The organism is Neobacillus pocheonensis, assembly GCF_050477905.1.
GTDB lineage: Bacteria > Bacillota > Bacilli > Bacillales > Cytobacillaceae > Neobacillus > Neobacillus pocheonensis_A.
On sequence record NZ_JBCNAD010000041.1, the window covers coordinates 71,552 to 94,833 of the forward strand.

Below are 23,282 nucleotides of genomic sequence, written 5' to 3' on the forward strand. Positions count from 1 at the left end.
TGCTACTCCATCTTAAAACTTATTAATTTTAACTCCGTCATTTCTTCAACTGCATATTTGATGCCTTCCCGGCCCATGCCGCTCAGCTTGAGTCCACCATACGGCATGTTGTCAACACGGAAGGTTGGAATTTCGTTAATCATTACACCGCCAACCTCTAAGCGTTTGGCTGCTTGAAGACCATGGTGAATATCATTCGTAAAGATTCCTGCCTGAAGTCCATATTTGGAATCATTCACCATTGCAATCGCTTCATCCAATGTTGTAAATCGATTGATATGAACGACAGGTGCAAAAATTTCTTCACAAGAAACTTTCTCACCTAGTGGCACATCGACCAAAACGGTTGGCTGATAGATCCCATCTGTAAAGCTTCCGCCAATTTTTAATCCAGCACCATTTGCCACAGCTTCATCGACCCAAGCTTTTGTACGCTGTACGTCTCCCCTTGAAATCAAGGCAGAAATATCTGTATCTTCCTCTAATGGATTACCGATATTTAGTTTTTTTACTTCTTCGACAATCCGTTGGGTAAATGCTTCAAATACTTTTTCATGAACAAATATCCTTTGAATGCTAATACATACCTGACCTTGGTAGGAAAATGCCCCCGTTACAATCCTAGGGATGACTTTTTCCAGGTTTACACCTTCATCCACAATAACGGCAGAGTTTGAGCCTAATTCTAGAGTTACTCTTTTTAATCCGGAATTTTCACGGATATACCTGCCAACCTCAGGGCTGCCTGTAAAGGTGATCATCTTTATACGTTCATCTTTCATTAATATGTCGCCAACACTTCGGCCACTTCCGGTGACGACATTTAATGCGCCATGAGGCAATCCGGCCCGATGAAAAAGTTGCGCGATTTTATATGCCGACAATGGGGTCTGGCTCGCCGGTTTTAATACCACTGGATTACCGGCCGCAATCGCTGGTCCTACTTTATGAGCAACTAGATTCATAGGGAAATTAAACGGAGTAATCGCCGCAATAACACCAAGCGGCTCTCTTACCGTAAACGCAATTCGACCTTCTCCTCCAGGAGCTGCATCCATCGGAACGGTTTCCCCATGAATTCTTCTTGCTTCATGAGAAGCGAAGGTATAGGTCATTATGGTCCGGTCCACTTCAGCCCGGGCTGCCTTAAGCGGTTTGGCTGCTTCTTGAGAGATGAGCTTAGCACATTCCTCTCTTTCTTCCTTCAGAAATCCTGCTACTTTTTCTAAAATTTCTGCTCTTACGTGTGCAGGCATCGCTGCAAGTTTTTCGGCGGCCTGTTCCGCAGCCGAGATCGCATCCAAAACATCGTCTCTCCCGGCAACAGCGATATCAGCAATATGCTCTAAATTATAAGGGTTTTTAAGTTCCGAATAGGTTGCGGAAGGACGATATTCCCCGCCTATCCATAGTGACTGTTTCAAAATAAAATCCTCCAATCCCATGCCTTTACTACTATTATACCAACCTATTAATCAAGACTGTATCCTTCCAGCTTACTTTTTTTGACAACATTGATGAATGGCACGCTCTAATACCTCTAGTCCTTCATTAAGCTGCTCATCTGTAATGACAAGAGGGGTTAATAAGCGGATGACATTGCCATACAAGCCAGCCGTCATGATGATAAGTCCATTTTGATGGGCTGTTTTAATAATTTCTTGAACCAGTTCTTTATTAGGTTTTTTGGTCTTAGCATCCGTTACAAACTCCATTGCACACATGGCACCGAGCCGGCGAACATCGCCCATTTGCGGGTAAAGGTTTTTTAATTTTTTAAAGCGGGTTTGGAAGGCATTGCCGATTATTTCGGCTCGACTTAATAGGTCTCCTTCTTCGATTGCTTTCACCACTTCAAGTCCTGCTACGCATCCAAGCGGACTGCCGCCGTAGGTTCCGCCAATTTCCCCAATGTTTGGGGAGTCCATGATTTCTGAACGACCTGTTACGGCACTGATTGGGAGCCCTGCTGCTAACGATTTAGACATTGTTATGAGATCCGGTATGACATCAAAATGTTCAATCGCAAACATTTTCCCTGTTCTAGCAAATCCGGTCTGAATCTCATCGGCAATAAACAAAATTCCATTTCTTTCACAAAGTGATTTAACCCCTTTTACAAATCCTTTCGAAGGAATGATGAATCCACCCTCCCCCTGAACTGGTTCCATAATCACTGCTGCAATTTCCTCTGGTGGAACTTCACTTTGGAAAAAGGTTTCAAATCGCTGAAGGAGTGCATCATCTAACTGCTCCGGGGAGTCAAATTCAGAACGGTAATAATAAGGATAAGGCCACTTATACGTTTCCGGTGCGAAAGGTCCGAATTCATATTTATACGGCTTTACCTTGCTTGTTAACGACATGGCCATATAGGTACGCCCGTGAAAGCCCCGTTCAAAAGAGATAATCGCTTTTCGGCCTGTATATTTCCTTGCTATCTTGACAGCATTTTCAACCGCCTCAGCCCCACTGTTTAAAAAGAATGTTTTCTTCTTGTGGTTTCCTGGCGTAATTCTGTTTAATGTTTCCGCCAGTTCGATATAGGGCTCATACATCATTACGTGAAAGGAAGGATGAAGATAGGCATCAATTTGATGATGAAGTGCCTCCACCACTCCCGGTGGGCAATGGCCTACATTTAATGTGCCAATCGCCCCAGCAAAATCAATAAAGGTATTTCCATCAACATCAGTAATTAAAGCGCCCTCCCCTTTTACCGCAAAGGTATTGAGCGTATTAAAAGGGCCTTTAGGGACATTATGTTCTTTCCTTGCCAAAAGCTCGATGGACTTTGGACCAGGAATTTTTGTTTTCAATTGAATGAATTTTTTTTTCGTTTCTTTTTTATGACTCATCCACTTCACACCAATCTAATAAAGTAAGAGCAATGATCTCACTTGCCACAAACATATCCTCTAAGATGATATGTTCATTAGCATCATGGGCTGTTGCAGTAATCCCCGGCCCGAATACAACGACAGGGGTATGGCCAACATTTGAGAGAATTCCTCCATCTGTTCCCCAAGGGCTTGCTTCAATGACCGGCAGATCCCCCCTCACTTCCTTAAAACTCTTAGTCAGTTCTTTCATTAAAGGATGATCACTTTCCAGGCTCCCTGGCAGCCATCTGCCACCGAACCACTCGATCTGTAAAGGGTTTTCTTTAAACCACTGATCATTTTCATTCAATTCTCTTAAACAATTTTCCATTTCACCTTGCGCAGATTGAATGGTTTCCTCTGGTGATACCCCCATTCTGCCTTCAAGGATTGCAGTGTCCGGGACCGAAGATGGCCACTCCCCACTTTTGATTTTGCCAAGGTTTATTGGAATTGGAATCGGGATTTTCTCAAATAAGGGGTCGTTAATCCTAGCATTTCTATCTTTTTCTAATTGTTGTAATCTTTGAATAACAAGAAGAGATTTTTCAATGGCACTAACGCCCTCATACCTGGTTCCTCCATGGGCAGCCCTTCCTTTAACCTTGATTCGAAACCACATCGACCCCTGCTGCTTCGGGAAGATTTTCATATTGGTCGGCTCTGGAATAATCGCCCCGTCTGCCTGATACCCCCGAAGAACGGCTGCAAGTGTACCGGCACCTCCGCTTTCTTCTTCAATCACACTTTGAAAAATTACATCGCCTTTTAGCCTTATTCTACTGGCAATTAATGATTCAATCGCCATGATGAGGGCAACATTCCCGCCCTTCATATCGGTCGCGCCTCTTCCATAAAGCTTGCCGCATTCTATGGCGCCACTATATGGGTCATGTTTCCAGTTCTTTTCGTCCCCCACCGGAACCACATCAATATGGCCATTTAAAATAATCGATTTACCTCCGCCTGAACCTTTAAGAACAGCTACTAAGTTGGGGTTACCTTCGAAGTTTTGCCGATCACAGCAAAAGGCTGGATGTTTTTTAAGTTCATCTCCGCCAATCTCCCAAATATCCAGTGTTAAGCCGAGTTGACGGCATTTTTCAATAACGATGGCCTGTGCGGCACTCTCATTTCCCCTTGTACTATCTTCCTGAACAAGGATTTGTAAAAGTCTTGCCCCCCTAGCACGATTATCCTTTAGCCACTGCTTAATACGGACCTTGTTTTGTTCCAACTGATTCACTCCTTATGGGAAGATTTAAGCTAGTAAGGAATTCTACGGATACTTTCACTAAAGTTAAATGTACAGCCCGTTCGGTTGATTACATTTTCTAAATTATATGGTGCAAATAGTTCTGTCAGTAGCAACCCTTCTTCGTTTACCTTGAAAACAGCTAATTCTGTGATGATAAGATCAACACAATTGGCAGAGGTTAACGGTAAAGAACAGGCAGGAACAATTTTGGGATGACCATTTTTGTCACAATGGTTCATCACCACAATGACCTTTTTTGCTTTTTGAGCGAGTTCCATCGCTCCTCCCATACCAGGAACTTTTTTCCCCGGTACAATCCAATTAGCCAGGTCCCCTTTTTGGCTCACCTGAAGGGAACCTAAAATAGTGATATCGACTCTGCCCCTACGGATCATCCCGAAGGCAATTGCACTATCTGTGTACGAACCGCCGCAGGTGAGGGTGACTGGAAATCCCCCCGCATTGCATAAATTTTCATCCTCTTCGCCCTTATTCGGACTTGGGCCCATTCCAGTGATACCATTTTCCGCATGAAACATAACCTTCGTTTCTGATGATAAATGGTTGGGAACGAGGGAAGGGATGCCGATCCCCAGATTCACGACCATACCATTTTGAATTTCCTCCGCTGCCCTTCTTGCCATTTGATTTCGAATATCTACTCCCATGCCCATTTCCAATTCACCCCCTTCGAAGGAATGATATAGTTAACGAATACGCCCGGAGTGATGATTTCATCAGGGGCAAGGCTTCCAAGCGGCACAATTTCTTCCACTTCAGCAATGGTAATATCTCCAGCCATCGCGACTAATGGATTGGTATTACGGGCACTTTTGTCATAAATTAAATTCCCGTATTCGTCTGCTTTTTTCGCGAACACAATCGACACCTCTGCAGTTAAAGCTTTTTCCACGAGATAGTTCTTCCCATCGATTGAAAAAAGAGGTTTATTTTTGGCCACAATCTCATTGTCCATGCCAATGTCTGAAAGAATTGCCGGTAAACCTACACCGCCGGCACGAATTCTTTCTGCTAAAATCCCTTGGGGGGAAAACTCGACCTCCAGCTTTCCCTCGTGCATCTGCTGTCCGGCAAAGGGATTGGAGCCAATATGGGAGGCAATCACTTTCTTTGCTCTTTCGGCTTTAACTAATTTCCCAATGCCAATGGTGGGAAAACCGGTATCATTCCCGATTAAGGTAATATCACAAATTCCCTTTTCAAGAATGCCATCTATGAGTGTAGGAGGTGATCCCACCCCGCCAAAACCTCCAAACATCAAGGTCATGCCGTCATGAAAATATTCCATAACATTTTCAAGCGTCGTAATTTTTCCAAATGGATTGTTCATTTACACTTCACCAGCCATTCCTGCGTTCATTTCATTATTAAAGGCTTCAAATGTTTCTTTTAATAAGCCGACAAGTTCTTCGATTTCCCTTTTTGTAATCGTTAATGGGGGGGAGATGATGACTGAGTCACCGTTTAGCCCATCAATCCCTGCACCAGAAGGATAAATGAGCAGGCCATTTTCCTTTGCAAGCGAGACCATTTTTTGTGTAACCTGTGCATTTCTGGAGAAGGGAGTTTTCGTGCTTTTCTCCTCTACAAATTCTATTCCTAGGAGCAAGCCCTTGCCGCGAATATCTCCGATAAAACGAAATTGGCCTTTTAATTTTTCCAACTGGTTTTTCAGATACGTACTCTTACAATCTACTTCTTTGATAATTTCGTTTTTTTCCAAGTATTCGAGAACCGCTAAGGAAACGGCACATGTTTGCGGATTGGCACTTAAGGTATGCCCGCTCATTACGGATTTGGAGCCTGCCAAAATCGGTTCCATCACCTTTTCACTGGCAACGGCCGCCGCAATTGGTGCATAACCTGCCCCCATTCCTTTTCCTAAGGCGAGTATATCAGGGATAATGCCCCATTGCTCACAGGCTAGCATCGTTCCGGTGCGCCCGAACCCGGTCATCACCTCATCGGCAATAAAGAGAATGTCATTGGCCTCACATATTTTTTTGATGATTTTAAAGTAATCCTTTGGCGGCGCAATCGCTCCGCCTGCTGCTCCAATCACAGGTTCAGCAATGAAGGCGGCAATCTTGTCTGCACCTATTCTCGTAATCGCGGTTTCCAATTCATGGGCGCATACATAATTACAGGAAGGTGCCTCTAGGTTGTATGGGCAGCGGTAACAGTAGGGAGGATTGATGACGGGAAATTCTTCTAAGAGGGGAACAAATCTTGCTCTTCTGCCTGTATGCCCCGACATCGAAAGGGCTCCAAGTGTGATCCCATGGTAACTAACCCAACGAGATAATACCTTTGTTTTCGTTTGAATCCCTTTTTCCTGCCAATATTGAATCGCCATTTTCATGGCTGTCTCTGTCGCTTCCGAGCCGCTGTTGACAAAAAAGCTCCAATTAAGCCCCTCTGGTGTTAATTCAGCGATTTTCTCAGCTAGTTTTTCGGCTGGTTCACTGGTAAATTGCGAGCGATACACAAAGGAGACTTTATTTGCCTGCTCATTCATTGCTTCAATAATTTCCTTTACGCCGTGTCCAATATTGGCTGTTACTGCTCCAGATGAAGCATCCAAATATTTTTTTCCTTCTTTATCAAATAAATAGACTCCCTTGCCATAGTCGATTACGGGGTATGTTTCATCAAGCATTGGTTTAATTAAAAAAGAACGCTCCATGGGGACACTCTCCTTAAAATAAGTCAGGCCTCATAGAAATTGTATGAATCATCGTTTTGTTTCTTTCATCTTATTTGTAATAGTTATTGGGAATAAAAAAAACAGACACGCTTCAGTGTCTGTTTTTAGGTTCATCCTATTTTTAATTTAACTAAATCTTCATCGTTTTCGGCTAAGTGCCGGTAATAATCTGTTACTTCATTCTCTAATACATAGTCGAGCACTTGCTTTGCCTCATGGGTGCGATTGAGTAAGGCTAAGTAGCAAGCTTTATTGTAATGTGCGAGTAAGTTATCTTCTTCCTTTTCTAAGACATGATTGATTATTTCTAACGCTTGTTCATTCTCATTCAAATAACTTAAGGTAATGCTTAGCTGAAGCATAATATCGTAATCGAAAGGATGATACTTTGTTCCTTTTTCAAGCAAATTCTTTGCTTCCACATATCTGCCTTGTTTCGTTAGCCATCGACCTAAATGATAATGAACATGGTTTTCAAATGGATTTTCTATAAGAATCATTTTCATCCTTTTTTCAGCCTCAGTAAAATCCCCTTGTTCACCAATGATATAACCAATAATAGCCTGGATGTTCGTATTATCAGGATCATCCTTTAAACACCTTTCAAATAAAGGGAATGCTGACTGATAATCCTTGGAATTTAAATAAATCATTCCCAATTGATAGGCAATTCCATCATCCCATGAGGTGGATAAAGACTTTTGCAAAATTTTTACCGCATCGTCCATCAGATCAAAATCTTCATAAAATTTGGCTAACCGGGTTACTAGATTAAGATTGTCTTGATCCAATTTAATAGCCGTTTCGTACAAGCCCAATGCCGTTCCGAATAATTTCATTTGTTTAAAACGATTCTTTAACTTTCGGACAAAACGAGTGAAGACATTTCCCTCATCCTCATCCAACCAGATGAACTCTTCGAAATGTTGTTCGACCGCTTCAGCAGCCAATAGGAACATGATGCTCTTCTCTTCCTTCGTCCCATCAAAATGATGGAGAAAATCCTCCAGCATCGACCATCGATTAGAAGCAGCGGTATATTGAATCAGTGTCTTAAATAAATCATCATCTTCGTTATACTTGTTTAAAAGTTGTTTAAGGAGTAAGGCTGCCTTTTCCCACTTTTTTTGTTTTATAAAAAGTTTTGCTTGATGATGCCTTAGTTCAGGCTGCTCGGGTCCCACTTCAAGGGCTGCATTTAAACAAATCTCTTCTTCTCTACTATTTCCTAGTGCCCCATGTGAATAGGCCAGCATGTCTAACCTCCATGCTTCCGGAACCGCGCCATGTAAAAGTTCCAACTTATGCAATAAATCTTGTTGACGATCTACAGTCATAATTGAAGCCAGGTACTCTACATTGACATTTACAGGCGCAATATCCAAGAGACGGAGCAAATAGTCTGCCTCTTTGTCTCGGTTCTCATGGATTGATGCTAATTCAGCTAGCTTTAAATAAGCATGATCGACTTTTGAATCCAACTCTAAACTCTTTTTAAAAGCTTCCTCTGCGAGATCAAGCTGGTTCAACTGATAGTAAACCTCACCAAGACGGTAATAAGGAAACGAATCCTCTCTAATTTGCAAGGCAGATTGGTATGCCTCAATCGCTAATGCATAGTGCTGTTTTTCTTCATACAAAGTCCCTTGAAAACATGTAAACTCTATTCTGTTAGGATGTTTTGCTGCTTCTACTCGAAGGAAATCAATCGCTCGGTCAAGTAATGGAGTTGCTTCAACCATTCCTACATAGATTTCTAACGCTTCATATAGATTGGAGTGAATATTGTTTATTCCCTTTTCGAAAAGCTCTAAGGCATCCTCTAATAAGGAAAGACTTTCCTCTGCTTTAGCCCAATCGGCCAAAATACTACCGCCATTAATTAAATATTCGCTATCCCTATCAAAGCGGCTTGTATGCTCCTTTAAATATTGAATGGCATTCTCGATCATGTCTTCATTTGCCATCGTTTCCGCCATTCCTAAATAAGCAAAGCGATCATCAGGATATAAGTTAATGCAAGTTTGATAGATATCCCTCGCCTTAGCCCATTCCTTCTGGTCCTTATATAAATCACCCAGCCGAACATAGACTTGCGAGGATTTTGCCGTTTCAATCCCTGCTAACAGGATTTCTTCTGCTTTAATATACTGGTCAAACTCAAAATCATATAGATCGGCTGCCGCAAGAAAAGCATAAGGTACTTCATTATCCAGTTTAATAGACATTAAGTATCCTCTTAACGCTTTCCGAAGATTTCCTACTTTTTGATCAAGACGCGCTCGCTCAAACCAAGCATGGGAATCTTTTGGCGATTCCTTGATTAGCGAATTAAACAGCTGGCGGGCATTTTCATACTCTTTCTTTTCAATTAAAACCGCTGCATGATTCATTCTCACAAAGCGTTCTTCCGGTGCAAGTAACATGCTGATGTTTGAGTAGAATTCTGCCTGGCCAATTTCTTTTTGATAAAGATAGGAAAGAGCCAAATAGCTCCAAGTATAGTATTGATCCGGGTCAAGCTGAAGTGAGTTCCGGAAAAAACGAACTGCATCTTCATGTTTGTCAAAATAGAGAGAAATTCTTCCTTTTAAAAAGTGATAGAGAGGACTAAATGTTTTCCGGGTAATTTTCGCAAGCTGTTCCTCAGAACGTTCCATTTTTGACAGCCTCATATATGCCTGTGCAACATGGAGATTAAAAAAATCATGATCCGGATATTCAAGTAAAAGCATTTCCGCACATTGGATGATAAATTCACTATATTCCTCAAAAGAAAAATGCTTTACAACATAAATAGGAGTGTACGGAATGGCGATATTTTCTTGCAAGAATTGCAAAAAGGGGCCTTTGTACTTGTTCTCGTCCTCCTCCAATTTTTCACCGAAATCATGCAGAGTACGAAAATAGGAGTCTTCTTCATCAGATAAAAAGTCAATCTCAGCAGCTCTTTCCCTTGGTACGGCCACAATCGACATGTAGCTCGTTGCGAGATTTGCTTTATATAGTTCCTCACTAGAAACATACAACCCCTCCAGCATGTTTGGGTCTTGAATATGGTAAAAATCAAAACGACTGTCATAGCCAGTCATTACTTGAACATGGGACGAGTGTTCAAAATCAACATTCAAAAGGATGGGGATCTGCTTTTTCAACAACTTGACATAATGGTCCTTGTTTCCGATAAAATATCGACAGGTAAATCCGAGCTCTTCAAGATAAGCAACAGTGGTCGACAATCTCGAGCCAGTAAAATCAAAAATATGGCTGGCAATTTCATCCTGCGTGATCGTCACTCCATAAGCATTCAAGATCATTTCCAAGCTTGCGGGGACACAATAATTGCTTTTTTGAACGATGGGTCTAATATTTATTTTGATTAATTCACCATCTTCTTTTTTTCGAACAAACATGGAAGTTTTTTGTTTTTCCGCTTGAATAAAAGCTTCAAGCCGTTTGAAATCCCCTAATTGGTAGAAGGCATTCCCTTTCAAATGACGAAAATACGTCTGATAGACATGGTCAGGGATTCGCTCATTCAATTGTTGGATGATTTCTAGCATTTCTGTCGGTTTGCCAAGGTCACGGTAGCGTTTCACTTTTTCGAGCAAGAAGGTCGGTGTTTCTGGATATCGCTTTTCACCTTCCTCAATCAGTTTCAAAGATTCTTCAGGGCGGCCATTTGCAGCATTTAAATCCGATAATAGCAAATAACAGTATCGTCCTCGTTCTTCATCCTTCAAACCCATTTGCAGGTATTCTTCCGCTTTGTCACGATTACCCATTTGTAAATAAATATAGCCAAGCTTATCCTCGATTGGCCTCGGAGATTCTTTAAGTTTTTCAAGTATCTCCCCTATCTCCTTAAAGCGTTTCATCTCAAGCAAACAACGAATCTTGGAAAAATATGCTCTTTCCAGGGTCTCACTTTCGCGAATATCTTCCTTACACACTGTTATGGCGTTTGTAATTAATTTTTCTGCCTCAAGGGGCCTCCCATTATCAAGCAATTCTTCACAGAACCAAGAAGCCGTTAATAGATTTTGAAAGCGCCGGTATGCATATCGGACTATGAAGGCGCTGTAATTGTACATTAAAAAATGATCTGTATATTTAAGTAAAACTTTAAAATCTTCTGGGGAATCTATTTTTTCAAGTTCTCTTTTTAAATCTGTGTATTGTAGAGATTTTAAACGTGATATTTCAGCATTTAATAGATCAAGAGCCTGGTAAAATTGTTTTTGTTCATAAAGGGCTTTTAGTTGAGTTATGATCGTCATTTTACACCTCTACATTCGAAACCATTTCTTTTAGTCTAGCATATTAAAAAATGAACGATAATCCTAGAGAATTCCAGAAAAAAAATAAAAACCCGTAAAAACGGGTTAAGCCATTACTGTTTCTTGTTTTCGTTCAGTTACCGTTTTTTCTATGATGTCCCTAGCAATCCAGACTCCGCATGCGCTCGCTTGGGCTAGACCACGAGTGATTCCGGCCCCATCTCCACCCACATACAGCCCGCTGATCTCTGTTTCAAATCGTTCGTTTAATTTTGGTCTGGCCGAATAGAATTTCGCTTCCACTCCGTAGAACAATGTATGCTCTGATGCAAGACCTGGCGTTACCTGATTTAATGCCTCTGTCATCTCAATTAAACTTTTTAATGTATTATAGGGAAGAACTAACCCTAAATCTCCCGGCACCGCTTCTTTTAAAGTCGGCTCCAAAAAGCCTTCTTTAATCCGCTTTTCAGTCGATCTTCTTCCCTTTAAGATGTCCCCATATTTTTGAACAATCAGGCCGCCATTTGACAAACTGTTCGCAAGTCGGGAAATTTCATGAGCGTATTCATTCGGCTTATCAAACGGATCGGAAAACGTATGAGAGACAAGCAGAGCAAAGTTTGTATTTGGGCTGCCAAGCTTTGGATCCTTGTAGGCATGACCATTCGCCAGCATGATGCCAGAATGGTTTTCAACCACCACATGTCCAGACGGGTTGCTGCAAAATGTTCGGACTCTCGTACCGACCGAGGTATTAAAGATAAATTTTCCTTCATATAAATGCTCATTGATTTCCTGCATGACAATATTGGAAGTTTCCACACGGACACCGATATCCACTTGGTTACTGATCATTTTCAGCCTGCGCGTCTTCAAAATATCGGAAAGCCACTTTGAACCGTCTCTCCCAGGTGTAATAATGACCTTATCAGCGCAAATATTTTGATCCCCTTTGAGCTTTATCCCTTTTACAACATGTCCATCAGGTGTTTTTTCCGTGATTAAATCTTCCACTTCCGTTTTAAATTTCATTTCAACCTTATCTTTTAAATATTCAAAAATACTTTTTAAGATTTCTAGGTTTTGTTCCGTACCTAAGTGGCGAACTTGAGCACGAAGCAGCTTTAACCCTGCAGCAAATCCTCGTCGTTCGATATCTTTTACTTCATCGGTTAACGGGTCTGTAATACTCTCGGTAGCCCCGTGCTGTAAGTTAATTTCGTCAACATAACGAATTAAATCCACAACTTGAGAATCTGATAAATAGTCAGTCATCCAGCCGCCAAATTCACTCGTAATATTAAACTTCCCATCCGAATAGGCACCAGCACCACCGAACCCATTCGTAATCGAACAGGCAGGCAAACACCCGGCAAAATCCTTTTTCCCTGCAGCAGGAGGACACTTTTCAATTTTCTTTTGTAAAATTGGACAATTTCTCCGGTAAATATCATGTCCTTTATCAACTAATAAAACCTTTGCGTTCGGCATTTTTAATGTAAGTTCATAGCAGGCAAAGATCCCTGCAGGGCCAGCACCCACTACAATCACATCATATCTCGTATTCATTGTCCAATTACCTCCATAGTCGTTTTACTCAACATTGGTAAATATATCAGACAATATTCCGCACGTCAATAAAAAATACGAACTATTTATTTTATTTTTTATATAATGTTCGTGTTTTGGCTATAAATCTGAATGTTTAAATAAAAATAAGACTGACTCCCCGAGTCAGCCCTTTTCCTTTTTAATAACTCCAGCTAGCACCGATAATAATTAATAGGATGAATAGGACTACGATTAACGCAAATCCTCCAAACCCACAACCTACTCCACCATAGCCTACTCCGGGATAACCGCAGCCGCCGCCAAATCCATATCCATGACCATAATACATGCAAACTTCACTCCTTCAGGATTGTTTCTATTCATTGTTACTTTATGAATTAGGTACTTGACCTGTCTGTGCATTCGCCTATATTATTTTATACAATGACAAATTTGCAGGTGATGAAATGAAATCAATTTTGAAAAATTTTATTAATGGCATATTAACAATTGTGCCAATCATTCTAGTGGTCTATGTCATTTATAAAACCTTTATGTTTTTAGACAGTCTGCTTGGTAACACCCTGAAGCTATTTTTTAAGGATGATTACATTCCGGGCATTGGCTTACTAACGACCATTATTTTAATTACCCTATTGGGCTGGCTTTCTACCAAATATGTAACGGGGAAAATGATTAAATTAATTGATCGACTGCTCGACAAAATTCCTGTTGTTAAAACGATTTATTCCGTAATTAAAGATACGGTTCAATCGTTTGTTGGGGATAAAAAATCCTTTTCGAAGGTTGCCCTTGTCACCCTTCCAGGGACCGAGATGAAAAGTGTGGGCTTTATTACTTCTGAACAACTGGAAAGCTTTTATGATCCGCTTAAATACCATGTAGCAGTCTATATCCCGCAAACTTTCCAAGTAGCCGGGTTTACGTTTTTAGTTCCAAAGGAGCAAGTAGAAGTGATTGAAGTAAAGGCGGAAGATGCGATGAAATTTGTCCTCTCTGGCGGGATGACCTCTTCAGCTAAGCAATCCAAAATAGAAGCAAAATAAAAGCCGCTCAATGGCGGCTTTTATTTTGCTTCAAATAGCTTCGAATATTCTCCGTATCCTTCTTCTTCTAGTCTATCCCTCGGAATAAACTTAAGGGCAGCCGAATTAATGCAATAGCGTAAGCCCGTTGGGTTCGGCCCGTCATTAAAAACGTGGCCTAAATGGGAATCCGCTGACTTGCTTCTTACTTCTGTGCGAACCATAAAATGACTAAAATCTTGCTTTTCAGTCACTTCGTCCTCTTGAATCGGCTTGGTGAAGCTCGGCCAGCCACAGCCGGCATCGAACTTATCAAGCGAGCTAAAAAGCGCCTTTCCCGAAACAATATCTACATAGATTCCTTCTCGCGTTTCATTCCAAAATTCATTTCGAAATGGCGGCTCTGTCCCATTATTCTGCGTTACTTCAAACTGCATTGGTGTTAATTCTTTTTTCAATTGGTCTACATCTTTATTTTTCATGTGAGTGTTTCCCCCAGTGCTCTTGAATATATCCGGCCCGTCCTGAGCCGATATGATATCGTTCGTAATGGGCTGGATTTTTCTTATAATAATGCTGGTGATACTCTTCGGCCGGATAGAAGGTTTTTGCCGGCAGAATTGGTGTGACAATTGGTTTCGTAAAGCGGCCGCTTTCCTGTAGCCCTTGTTTGGATTCCTCTGCCAACCTTTTTTGCTGCTCATTATGGTAGAAAATAGCAGTCTGATACGATTGACCTCGGTCATAAAATTGACCGCCTGCATCAGTCGGATCAATTTGCTGCCAAAATAGCTCGAGCAATTTTTCGTATGGAAAAACGACTGGATCAAAGGTGATTTGAACCGCTTCGTAATGTCCAGTTGTATCACTGCATACCTGCTGATAGGTCGGGTTTTCTAACGTTCCCCCCGTATAGCCAGAAATCACACTAATAATGCCGGGCTGCTCATCAAACGGCTTCACCATACACCAAAAACAGCCCCCTGCAAAGGTAGCTACTTGTTTGCTTGTTTCCACATTTCCACCCCTTTGATCGCTTTTAGTTAAAGTATACAGAATCATTGTACAAAAATAAAATTCCCTGACTAAAAGCAAAAAAAGAGCCGAATCAGTTTATTACTGGTTCGGCTTATAGTTCCTTAGTATTTATTTCGCTGCTTTATCTGCTTATTAATATTCTTCCATTGTTTCCTTACTTCTGCTTGTGCTCGCTTATCTTATTTTCGTTCAATAAAGGCTAGTTCCTTTTGCAGCTTGTTGTAGCTTGTAAGCCGCTCAGACGAAAGTACACCTTCCTGTATAGCATGGACTACTGCACAGCCAGGCTCATCCTTGTGCTGACAGTCGCGAAATTTACAAACACTCGCTAATTCTTCAATCTCTGAAAAAGTTTCCGATAACCCATCAGCACTTTCCCAAAGCTGTAGCTCCCTCATACCCGGGGTATCAATTAAGACACTCCCATTTGGCAATAGAACTAGCTCTCGATGGGTGGTCGTATGCCTTCCTTTATCATCATCTGATCGAATCTCTTGGACCAACTGCTTTTCTTCACCTAATAATCGATTCGTTAAGGTCGATTTCCCTACCCCTGAAGAGCCAAGCAAGGCAATCGTTTTACCAGGCTGCAAATAAGGTTGGAGCCTTTTTAACCCTTCATTTGCTTCAGCACTAATTGGGATGACTGGAACCCCACCGAAGGCAATCGCTTCAACCTTAGCCACTTTCTCAAGAACATCTGAACAAAGGTCTGCTTTGCTTAAAACGATCACCGGATTTGCTCCACTTTCTCAAGAACATCTGAACAAAGGTCTGCTTTGCTTAAAACGATCACCGGATTTGCTCCACTTTCCCATGTTAATAGTAGGTAACGTTCTATTCTCCTTAAATTTAAATCCTCATTTAAGGAGTTTACGAGAAAAACGGTATCCACGTTAGCTGCAACAATCTGTTCCTCTGCTGTGTCTCCTGCTGATTTCCTTGAAAACTTACTATAGCGCGGCATTACCGCTAATATCGTTCCTTTACTTTCTGCATATCTCGGTTTCAAGGTTACCCAATCCCCTACAGCAGGGTAATCCTCGCGCATCTGTGCATTAAAGCTAAACTTACCAGATACTTCACTTACAATTCTCCCTGCTCCGTCCATACCCGGTACATATGTTTGTGCTCAAGTGCCACCCTACCAAGAATGATGTCTTCATTCATTTTTATAAGTTCAAAATCATTTCTCACTTTATCAGTTAAACCAATTGTACCTAAATTCATCTTTATTCCTCCAGCGAATATTTTTTTCCAAAACAAAAAACCATAGGCACACACAGCCCATGGTTTTATTCGCATACGAAATTAAAGACAAATAACACCTATACGGAATGGATTTGGGCTGTGCAAACAATATTAAAATAACGGATTTCTTTCATCGCTTCAATTAACATTGCACTTCACCCACTTTCCATCATATTTATTTTTAGTATATGTTTAATTGTTCCATTTGTAAACAAAAAATACAAAATATCCAACATAGTGAAATTGTTGATAGGCACCTGAGGGGGAAAGCTTGAATAAATTATCATGTAATCCCTAGCAGGAGTTGATTAGTATGTCTGAAATGCGATCACAGTCTGACTATCTTCAAAGAGCCTTATTGTATGATATGTTGGCGCAATTTTATAAATACACCTACCCTAACCTTCATATCCATTACTATGGAAAACACTTAAAATATATGAAGAAAGCCATGTATATGATAAGGAGTACTCAACAGGAAGACGCAAAGGTCCGCTTTGTCCACACCTCCTATGATACCCCTAATGTTGATATTTATATTAATGGTCAACGTACGTTTCGAGAGCTGCCATTTAAAAACATTAGTACGGAACATACTTTAAAAGCGGGCAAGTATCATATTGATATTTATCAAGCAGGCAATTCTGTGGACAGCATCCTAAACAAGAAAATTACCATTGAACCTGGCAAATCCTATACTCTGGCTGTTATTGATTCTGTACAAAAATTGCGTCTCCTCCAGTTTGAAAATCAACCAGAGGTACCGGCAAATGAGGCGAAAGTTCGCTTTATTCATTTATCTCCTGATTCGGAGACCTTTGATGTTGCCGTTAAGGATCGGGACGTCATATTCCCAAATGTTTCCTACAAACAAGCAACCGAATACTTGGGTTTAACACCGATGACCGTTGACCTTGAAGTGAGAGAAACAGGAAGCAGAACGGTCCTATTACCAATGCCAAAGATGCAGTTTAAAGCAAATGAAAGCTATACAATTATTTTTGTAGGCTTAACAAAAGATAATTCAGAATTTCAATTTATCTCTATAAAGGATTAAAAATAGGTGCCCTTAGACAAGGCACCTATTTCACTGGAACTAATATCGTAAAGGCGATATCATCCTTTTTCAAATTAAATTTTTTCACTTGAATTTTGAGGTCGCTCTTCAGTTTCAAATTCTGCATGTGGACATAAACGAGTTTTTCATTTGGCCTGATATCTACTCCATTAGGTAGTTTATAGTTCTCACGAATAAAGTTGAGTACATAAGAGATAGGAAGATTTAAGCGGCCGATGGACATTGTTTTTTGCTTTAAAACCAAGTCACCATTCTTTAAGGCCTTCGGTTGAAAGGTTAATTTCAAATTAATTTCTTCACTAAAAAATGGCAGTATTCCATAAAGTTCCACTTCATCCCCTAAGAGAACTCGATAATCGATCGGGGAGTCGGCGGCTTCTTCCTTCAAGTAATGATTAATTAACCTGTTTAAGTCACCCTTATTTGAATTCACATGAAAGGAAACATAATCTTCTGTCGGGGTCTTTACTTTTCCATTTTCATTACCATCTGGCGGAATCACGATCAATGACACGATGATAATTGCGAACACAAGGTTGATTCCTAACAAAAGGAGGAACCCGATCTTCCATTTGTTTTTCATAATAACTCTAATTCTCCTCTGTGCTAACCATATATGGCTTCTTTTCAAGATCAGGAATGACTTGATCTCCAAAGGTATTGTTCAACCTTTCGGCAATCAATTCATATCCTTTGTCATTTGGATGAAAATTATCAGTATACAATAGATTTTCCTTGGTGTTTAAAAATACATCTTCAATGGAGACAAAATAGGCATTGGGGTAATTGGCAATAACTCTTCTTCCAGTTTCATTCCAATCAGACACGATCGTATCCATTTCTTCAATATCAGGAAACCACTTAGAGAAGGGATTATATAAACCAACTAACACAATAGATGTGTTCGGATTTTCCCCTACAATTGCCTCGAGAATTTGCGTTAAATGCTTACGATACAACTCTTTTTCCTTGGTAAAAACGGAAAGTTGAAGATTTGAGAGATTGTCCCTAACCACCTTCATAATGTCATTTCCACCAATCGTCAGAATCACCACATCTGATTTCTGTAATACAGACTTTAATTCCGGAGATTGAAGTCTTTTTAATAATTGAGTTGTGCGGTTACCCTTAACACCATAATTATAAAAGTCCACTTCTTGGATTCCCTTTTCTTTTTCAAGCGAGGTGTCCAAATAAGGGAGGTAACCACCTTGATTGGTGCTATCGCCAATACCTTGTGTTAAGGAATCTCCAGCTGATAATACGGTTAATTTCCGCGGCAGAAAATCGGCAGGAACCGGCTCAAAGACTTGGGCCGCTGTTTTCTTCTCTGAATGGAAAGTCCATTGATTAGACCCAGAGCATGATGATAGAAATAAGACCGAAAGAATTAAAGGGGTGAAAATCTTTTTCACTTTCATTCACCTTCCTTCTAAATTATTGTTATTATGAGTATCCCCATAGCAAAATCTAGGGGTTTCGAAAGAATAGGCCTTAACAGCCGCATTGTCTTTTCGTGGGCTACCACTAGTCCCGCTTATACATCAGGCTAATGCCTTCAGCTTTACTTTTTTTTGAGTTTGGGATGATGATGATTTTCCGTGGAGATTGTAGGAACTGTTTTCCTTCCATTCCTTCAAAAGCATTCCCTAAATGTTTTCGTACAATGTTAAAGGCACCATTTACATCCGCATGGATGAGAGTCTTAGATCCCTTGATTTTATAAAAAGCTCTACTGCATCGATACCCACTAAAAGTAGTTTCCTGAACTTCACTATAAGTTGGAATCGGGTCATGATTCAAGAAACTTGACTTGGATGTATAGCTTTCTTCTCGATCAATGACTTGAATCCCCTTTTTCAGCCTTGTATCGAATCATTTCAATAAGCGTCGTATATGGAATTTGGATGAAGGTTTGCTTATTTGCCTTTTTCATTTCAACCTCCATCTTCCAACCGATATTTCGGCCTATGATGATAGTGTCGATTTTTCTTTCTATCGCTATTTCCACGACTTTTGCGCTTGCCTTATGCAAAAAATCCATGACACGATTATTTTTATTTCGATCCAACGAACTCAACCGATGGGTTGTAAAGATTCCTTCTTTTGGATTTTTTCCATTTCGGATGATACAAAAGTAATGCGCTCTTAATTTATTGTAGTATTGATTGATCGATTTTAACCCTGTGCCCTTGATAAGAAGAGGCTTTAGCCCCGTGTTATCGACAATAGTTGCCAGGTTATCAACTCCCAAATCAATACCCATTACTCGGTTTGGTTCAAATACCAATACATTGGTTTGGTTTTCCGTCCGTTTTATTTCTTTTTCTTGTTCAGCTTTGAAAACGACTTCGACTACATAACGACCATAGGAAGGTACGATTCGAACTTGTTGTAGTTTTCCTATTGAATGGGCGATCTTACCTAATTTTAATTGAAGAGGGGTTCCAGGTAATTTAAGAACATTGCCTTCTTTTATCTCAGTAATTTGATTGGTCAAATAGCACGTTGTTCGTCCATTTTTGGGTTTATATTTTGGAATTTTTGGTTTACCGGAAAAGTTTGCAGGATTGATTTTATATTTCTTAGAGGCTTCGAAAAAACTTTTCCAATCATCAAATACTTTTTTCATTGTTTGTTGATTGGACTGAGAGGGCATAGAAGTGTAATCTACTTGTTTCATTACTTTAAATAAGGCATCGACAAAGTCGTATCGTATGAAGGATTTCGCAAAAGTAGGCATTTCAAATAATTTTAACTTTGGTTCAATTATATTGCCTTTTATGTCCATTTTCTTAGGTTTCGATCTAGCTTTTTCAAAGCTCCTAAGACGAATTTCATTCATTTGAGGTAAATGCATTTCAAGATTTTTTAACACCTGTAGCTGATTTTCATTCCGTGTCTCTTTTTTTAGAGCTGTGTACACCTGTCGAATATAGTAGTTGGTAATGTTGTAAAGATTTTTTGCTTTAAAGCATAGTGAATCGCAGAAAACAAACAATTCATGTTCCGAATGAATTTGTATTTTATAGGAACTATACATTTCATTCACCTCCTTCAACTAAAGAACAAGTGTTCTATTTATATTTTCATTATACCTGAGAGTTTCAAAGAAAGTATAGGGGGAACACTTACTTTATCCTGAAAAAACTCAATACTTCAGTTTATATCTCCTATCTAAAGCAAGGGGTTTTACGTTGCTATTTGATAGTCTTTTGCTAGAAAAAATAGACCTCCTTAGAGATCTATTCTAATGTTTTGATATTATCGATGATTTCATCAAAGGGAACATCCTTAAATCCAGAATAAGATTTTTTGATTTTTCCATCTGGACCAACTAAGTAAAAATACGTTTGATGAATGACTTGGTCACCCTCTTGTGGTTTTTTCACCAAGGTTTTAAACGTATCTCTTGCATAGTTTTCAATGAATGCTTGATCATAACCGGTTAAGAATGTCCAGTTATGAAAATCCGCTCCATACTGTTTTGCATAATTTGTTAGCTTTTCAGGAGTATCAACCGTTGGGTCTACACTAAAAGAAACGAATTCAACATTTTTAAGACCTTCGTCTTTCACCATTTTTTGCAATTTCGTCATATTCGAAGTCATTGGAGGACAAACATCTGCACAATTCGTAAACACAAAATCGGCAACCCAAATTTTCCCCTTTACATCCTTCAAACTAAAAGGCTTATTGTCATGACTAGTGGCAGAAAAATCTTTGACTGGCCAATTGACTGCACCCTCGATTTCTTTTTTTCCACAAGCTGAGAGGAAAAGCATTGACATAAGTAGTACGACAATTGATAATCGAAGCTTCATAATTTCACCTACAACCTTTTCTATTCCATTACGTGAATAGTTTAACAAAGAATAGAAAAAGAAGAAAGGAAAAGGCGTTTAATCAATGACGCCTGTTTTAACAATTGTATTTTTTACCTGTACATCAAAGCTAACTCGCTTGTATAGTTCTCTCCATTTCTTTTTGGTCAAATTTTCCCCGCGTAAATGGGCTTTATATTCATTTCCGACTCCAATCGGGTCCACTCCTAGTTTCTGAAAATAGGTCATTAGTTCTATTATATCTTTTTCCATCGCTTGATTTAGTTTTTTTTCAATAAATTTAACAGAAGCAGGATTGGAAACGTCTAACGGCTCAGTTGATTCCAGCAAGCGTGAATCAAGCTTCACCTCCACCTTAAATTTGAGCCTTTTCATGTCTAGTAAGCGAAGTTTAGCCTGACTGTGAATATTATCAACATCGATAAATAATTTGTTGTAAACGTTTCGAATGGAGTGCTCTCCTTTTTTCATCCGAATCTTTTCAAAGTCAGAGCGTTTAAATCCCAGCTCATGGGTTCCGGCCTTATATTTATCGGATAAAATTTTTAAATAAAAATGTTTTTTAGGACCAAGTTCTGCAATATATCGGTCGTCCTTAAAAAGGCCCAACGCTGAAATAATCACATCACCATTTTTCACTTTTAAAACAGGCAGTACTGGATCTTTGCCTATGTCATAATAATTATGATTAAATTCCTGCAGTGTGGGGGAGATTATTTGCTCACTTTCAACATTTTGTTTGATTAAGTTATATATATAGGTCCCAAGGCTGATTTTAGTGTTCGTTTTGTCTAAATTCAAGATTTCCTTTGAGGAGCCATCAGCGATTGTTAGATAAACCATATTTCCAACGGTTGAGTCACGATTAAGGGAGTCAACCAACTGGATAACGCCTTTCTTTGCCAGCTCCTTGCTGTAAATGACACAACGCATTTGGCCAGTAACGAGCTTTTGATTGGATTGTAGATTCTGACTTTGTCTTAAACCTTTACTCGTATTCGCGGTGGCTGTTATCATTTTTGTGATATTCTGCTCCATTGGATCAAACTGATGGACGACAACAGTACCTCTTATCACATTCTTTTTTTCCAAATCATAACCTGCAGCTGTAACGAGGCCCAATTTTTCAAGCTGTTTTTGCTCGACACAGCCAGAAGAAATAAGAATACATAAAATAATACTTACAAAGGAAATTTGTTTACAGACCTTGGGCATTGGCTTCTTTCCTCCTTACAAGCCTTTTCTTCACTAATACAATGGCGGTTAGCAGCAATGGATAACAAAATGCAAGCACAAAACCCATTTTTGCTACATAATCCGTGACCATATTCATTTGCATTCGTGAATGAATAAAAAAAGCCAGACCCCACGCTAACACACCAATAATCCAGATTCCATGTTTCTGTTTCCACTTGACGACTCTGCTAAATCCCTTTGATGCCGCCCAAAGGTAGGCACCCATATTTGGTAAAATAATTAACATCCAAAAGGAAACAGCAATAAATTCAAATCGCTCTAGATTTGGAAGGCGGACAATTTTAAACATTGATAATACGGGCCAAATGGTACGTGCCAAACTATCCTCTGCAAAGAACATGATCGAAACAAGTGTAACAACAGTAAAAAGAAAAGTTGTATATAAATTTCCGATTTGTGCATAAAGAAGCATATTTTTTCTATCCTTGACAAAGGGATAGAAAAACATCAATAATTCAAATCCCATCATCGAAAGAGAGGACCGGTAAATACCCTTAACTAAGTGTTTGATATCAACATTAAAAATAGGAAATATATGGGTTGTATCAGCGTATTTCATTGGTACAACAAGGATTGTACCAAGCCAAACTGTTCCGATTACACCGAGAAAAGCGAATCCGACCACAATTCGAACTCCCCCTTGAACGGCATAAACAGCTAAAGCAATAAGCACAAGTGAAAGCTGCCAGGCTGGTAAATTCGGAAAAATCCAGACTTGGACAATTTCGATATAATTCATAAAGATAGTAAAAAAACAGGCAGATAAATAAACCATATATGCGATATTCAAAAGGTTACCAATCCATTTTCCAAATACGTCTACTTGAATGCCATACAAATCAGCACTGTCATATTGTTTCAGCATTAAAAACATCACAAAAATTACGATGCTTGTAAATACCCCTGCGAGAAAGACAGAAATCCAGGCATCATGTTTGGACTCTAAATAGACAATCCGCGGCAGTCCCACAATTCCAATACCCGTTTGGACCTTATGAATAAAAAACATAAGGAGATAGGCGTTAAATAAAAGCCCTTTTCTTGGATGTAAATTCACTTTCATCT

19 protein-coding genes and 1 pseudogene are annotated in these 23,282 nt (G+C 39.8%); 2 read left to right on the plus strand and 18 right to left on the minus strand.

Features of this window, described 5'->3' with window-relative positions; translation table 11 throughout:
• Nucleotides 1–2 precede the first annotated feature (2 nt).
• From ABES02_RS21975 to ABES02_RS22015, 9 genes are all read right to left on the minus strand, one after another.
• The gene (locus tag ABES02_RS21975) at nucleotides 3–1,424 is read right to left on the minus strand and encodes an aldehyde dehydrogenase family protein (RefSeq protein WP_430139619.1); all 1,422 of its coding nucleotides are present in this window, start codon (nucleotides 1,422–1,424) and stop codon (nucleotides 3–5) included.
• Between the two features lie 72 nt (nucleotides 1,425–1,496).
• Nucleotides 1,497–2,858 (minus strand): 4-aminobutyrate--2-oxoglutarate transaminase, encoded by a 1,362-nt coding sequence (gene gabT / locus ABES02_RS21980; RefSeq protein WP_430139621.1) that lies wholly within the window; start codon nucleotides 2,856–2,858, stop codon nucleotides 1,497–1,499.
• Complete coding sequence (locus ABES02_RS21985) at nucleotides 2,848–4,119, minus strand: peptidase (RefSeq protein WP_430139623.1); 1,272 nt, start codon at nucleotides 4,117–4,119, stop codon at nucleotides 2,848–2,850. The genes gabT and ABES02_RS21985 overlap by 11 nt, the downstream gene beginning before the upstream one ends.
• 29 nt (nucleotides 4,120–4,148) lie before the next feature.
• On the minus strand, nucleotides 4,149–4,814 hold the full coding sequence (locus ABES02_RS21990) for a 3-oxoacid CoA-transferase subunit B (protein ID WP_430139625.1): 666 nt from the start codon (nucleotides 4,812–4,814) through the stop codon (nucleotides 4,149–4,151).
• Nucleotides 4,799–5,491 (minus strand): CoA transferase subunit A, encoded by a 693-nt coding sequence (locus ABES02_RS21995; RefSeq protein WP_430139627.1) that lies wholly within the window; start codon nucleotides 5,489–5,491, stop codon nucleotides 4,799–4,801. Before ABES02_RS21995 ends, ABES02_RS21990 begins: the two co-directional genes overlap by 16 nt.
• A complete protein-coding gene (locus tag ABES02_RS22000) occupies nucleotides 5,492–6,847 on the minus strand; it encodes an aspartate aminotransferase family protein (RefSeq protein ID WP_430139629.1) in 1,356 nt (451 codons plus the stop codon). It lies immediately after the preceding gene.
• Between the two features lie 131 nt (nucleotides 6,848–6,978).
• Complete coding sequence (locus ABES02_RS22005; protein WP_430139631.1) at nucleotides 6,979–11,148, minus strand: tetratricopeptide repeat protein; 4,170 nt, start codon at nucleotides 11,146–11,148, stop codon at nucleotides 6,979–6,981.
• Nucleotides 11,149–11,253: 105 nt separating this feature from the next.
• On the minus strand, nucleotides 11,254–12,720 hold the full coding sequence (locus ABES02_RS22010) for an NAD(P)/FAD-dependent oxidoreductase (protein ID WP_430139633.1): 1,467 nt from the start codon (nucleotides 12,718–12,720) through the stop codon (nucleotides 11,254–11,256).
• A 181-nt stretch (nucleotides 12,721–12,901) separates the two neighbouring features.
• Complete coding sequence (locus ABES02_RS22015; RefSeq protein ID WP_430139635.1) at nucleotides 12,902–13,051, minus strand: YjcZ family sporulation protein; 150 nt, start codon at nucleotides 13,049–13,051, stop codon at nucleotides 12,902–12,904.
• A 118-nt stretch (nucleotides 13,052–13,169) separates the two neighbouring features.
• Here ABES02_RS22015 and ABES02_RS22020 point away from each other — a divergent pair, with 118 nt between their 5' ends.
• Nucleotides 13,170–13,769: a DUF502 domain-containing protein gene (locus ABES02_RS22020; RefSeq protein WP_430139637.1), complete on the plus strand. Its 600-nt coding sequence runs from the start codon at nucleotides 13,170–13,172 to the stop codon at nucleotides 13,767–13,769.
• Nucleotides 13,770–13,789: 20 nt separating this feature from the next.
• Here ABES02_RS22020 and msrB read toward each other — a convergent pair whose 3' ends face one another.
• From msrB to rsgA, 3 genes and pseudogenes are all read right to left on the minus strand, one after another.
• Complete coding sequence (gene msrB, locus ABES02_RS22025) at nucleotides 13,790–14,230, minus strand: peptide-methionine (R)-S-oxide reductase MsrB (RefSeq protein WP_430139639.1); 441 nt, start codon at nucleotides 14,228–14,230, stop codon at nucleotides 13,790–13,792.
• On the minus strand, nucleotides 14,220–14,714 hold the full coding sequence (gene msrA / locus ABES02_RS22030) for a peptide-methionine (S)-S-oxide reductase MsrA (protein WP_430139761.1): 495 nt from the start codon (nucleotides 14,712–14,714) through the stop codon (nucleotides 14,220–14,222). Before msrA ends, msrB begins: the two co-directional genes overlap by 11 nt.
• 173 nt (nucleotides 14,715–14,887) lie before the next feature.
• Nucleotides 14,888–16,016, minus strand: a pseudogene (gene rsgA, locus ABES02_RS22035) (ribosome small subunit-dependent GTPase A).
• Nucleotides 16,017–16,350: 334 nt separating this feature from the next.
• On the opposite strand from rsgA, the gene ABES02_RS22040 reads away from it, so the two are divergent.
• The gene (locus ABES02_RS22040) at nucleotides 16,351–17,094 is read left to right on the plus strand and encodes a DUF4397 domain-containing protein (RefSeq protein WP_430139641.1); all 744 of its coding nucleotides are present in this window, start codon (nucleotides 16,351–16,353) and stop codon (nucleotides 17,092–17,094) included.
• A 25-nt stretch (nucleotides 17,095–17,119) separates the two neighbouring features.
• On the opposite strand, the gene ABES02_RS22045 is transcribed toward ABES02_RS22040, so the two are convergent.
• The 6 genes from ABES02_RS22045 to ABES02_RS22070 all read right to left on the minus strand — a co-directional run bounded on the left by ABES02_RS22045 (nucleotide 17,120) and on the right by ABES02_RS22070 (nucleotide 23,280).
• A complete protein-coding gene (locus tag ABES02_RS22045) occupies nucleotides 17,120–17,698 on the minus strand; it encodes a YpmS family protein (RefSeq protein WP_430139643.1) in 579 nt (192 codons plus the stop codon).
• A 7-nt stretch (nucleotides 17,699–17,705) separates the two neighbouring features.
• Nucleotides 17,706–18,536 (minus strand): SGNH/GDSL hydrolase family protein, encoded by an 831-nt coding sequence (locus ABES02_RS22050; RefSeq protein WP_430139644.1) that lies wholly within the window; start codon nucleotides 18,534–18,536, stop codon nucleotides 17,706–17,708.
• A gap of 416 nt (nucleotides 18,537–18,952) precedes the next feature.
• Nucleotides 18,953–20,158, minus strand: a complete 1,206-nt coding sequence (locus tag ABES02_RS22055; RefSeq protein ID WP_430139646.1) for an RNA-guided endonuclease TnpB family protein — start codon at nucleotides 20,156–20,158, stop codon at nucleotides 18,953–18,955.
• 202 nt (nucleotides 20,159–20,360) lie between these two features.
• Complete coding sequence (locus tag ABES02_RS22060) at nucleotides 20,361–20,939, minus strand: SCO family protein (protein WP_430139648.1); 579 nt, start codon at nucleotides 20,937–20,939, stop codon at nucleotides 20,361–20,363.
• A gap of 78 nt (nucleotides 20,940–21,017) precedes the next feature.
• Nucleotides 21,018–22,175, minus strand: a complete 1,158-nt coding sequence (locus tag ABES02_RS22065) for a Ger(x)C family spore germination protein (protein WP_430139650.1) — start codon at nucleotides 22,173–22,175, stop codon at nucleotides 21,018–21,020.
• Nucleotides 22,159–23,280 (minus strand): GerAB/ArcD/ProY family transporter, encoded by a 1,122-nt coding sequence (locus ABES02_RS22070; protein ID WP_430139652.1) that lies wholly within the window; start codon nucleotides 23,278–23,280, stop codon nucleotides 22,159–22,161. The genes ABES02_RS22065 and ABES02_RS22070 overlap by 17 nt, the downstream gene beginning before the upstream one ends.
• Nucleotides 23,281–23,282: the final 2 nt, after the last annotated feature.

What these genes read in the sequence shown, in the direction of transcription:
- ABES02_RS22045 (WP_430139643.1), bottom strand. Translation starts at nt 17,698, where the DNA reads ATGAAAAACAAATGGAAGATCGGGTTCCTCCTTTTGTTAGGAATCAAC.
- ABES02_RS22050 (WP_430139644.1), bottom strand. Translation starts at nt 18,536, where the DNA reads ATGAAAGTGAAAAAGATTTTCACCCCTTTAATTCTTTCGGTCTTATTT.
- ABES02_RS22020 (WP_430139637.1), top strand. Translation starts at nt 13,170, where the DNA reads ATGAAATCAATTTTGAAAAATTTTATTAATGGCATATTAACAATTGTG.
- ABES02_RS22060 (WP_430139648.1), bottom strand. Translation starts at nt 20,939, where the DNA reads ATGAAGCTTCGATTATCAATTGTCGTACTACTTATGTCAATGCTTTTC.
- msrA (WP_430139761.1), bottom strand. Translation starts at nt 14,714, where the DNA reads ATGGTGAAGCCGTTTGATGAGCAGCCCGGCATTATTAGTGTGATTTCT.
- ABES02_RS21995 (WP_430139627.1), bottom strand. Translation starts at nt 5,491, where the DNA reads ATGAACAATCCATTTGGAAAAATTACGACGCTTGAAAATGTTATGGAA.
- ABES02_RS22005 (WP_430139631.1), bottom strand. Translation starts at nt 11,148, where the DNA reads ATGACGATCATAACTCAACTAAAAGCCCTTTATGAACAAAAACAATTT.
- msrB (WP_430139639.1), bottom strand. Translation starts at nt 14,230, where the DNA reads ATGAAAAATAAAGATGTAGACCAATTGAAAAAAGAATTAACACCAATG.
- ABES02_RS22000 (WP_430139629.1), bottom strand. Translation starts at nt 6,847, where the DNA reads ATGGAGCGTTCTTTTTTAATTAAACCAATGCTTGATGAAACATACCCC.
- ABES02_RS22015 (WP_430139635.1), bottom strand. Translation starts at nt 13,051, where the DNA reads ATGTATTATGGTCATGGATATGGATTTGGCGGCGGCTGCGGTTATCCC.
- ABES02_RS21990 (WP_430139625.1), bottom strand. Translation starts at nt 4,814, where the DNA reads ATGGGCATGGGAGTAGATATTCGAAATCAAATGGCAAGAAGGGCAGCG.
- ABES02_RS22055 (WP_430139646.1), bottom strand. Translation starts at nt 20,158, where the DNA reads ATGTATAGTTCCTATAAAATACAAATTCATTCGGAACATGAATTGTTT.
- ABES02_RS22040 (WP_430139641.1), top strand. Translation starts at nt 16,351, where the DNA reads ATGTCTGAAATGCGATCACAGTCTGACTATCTTCAAAGAGCCTTATTG.
- ABES02_RS22065 (WP_430139650.1), bottom strand. Translation starts at nt 22,175, where the DNA reads ATGCCCAAGGTCTGTAAACAAATTTCCTTTGTAAGTATTATTTTATGT.
- gabT (WP_430139621.1), bottom strand. Translation starts at nt 2,858, where the DNA reads ATGAGTCATAAAAAAGAAACGAAAAAAAAATTCATTCAATTGAAAACA.
- ABES02_RS22070 (WP_430139652.1), bottom strand. Translation starts at nt 23,280, where the DNA reads ATGAAAGTGAATTTACATCCAAGAAAAGGGCTTTTATTTAACGCCTAT.
- ABES02_RS22010 (WP_430139633.1), bottom strand. Translation starts at nt 12,720, where the DNA reads ATGAATACGAGATATGATGTGATTGTAGTGGGTGCTGGCCCTGCAGGG.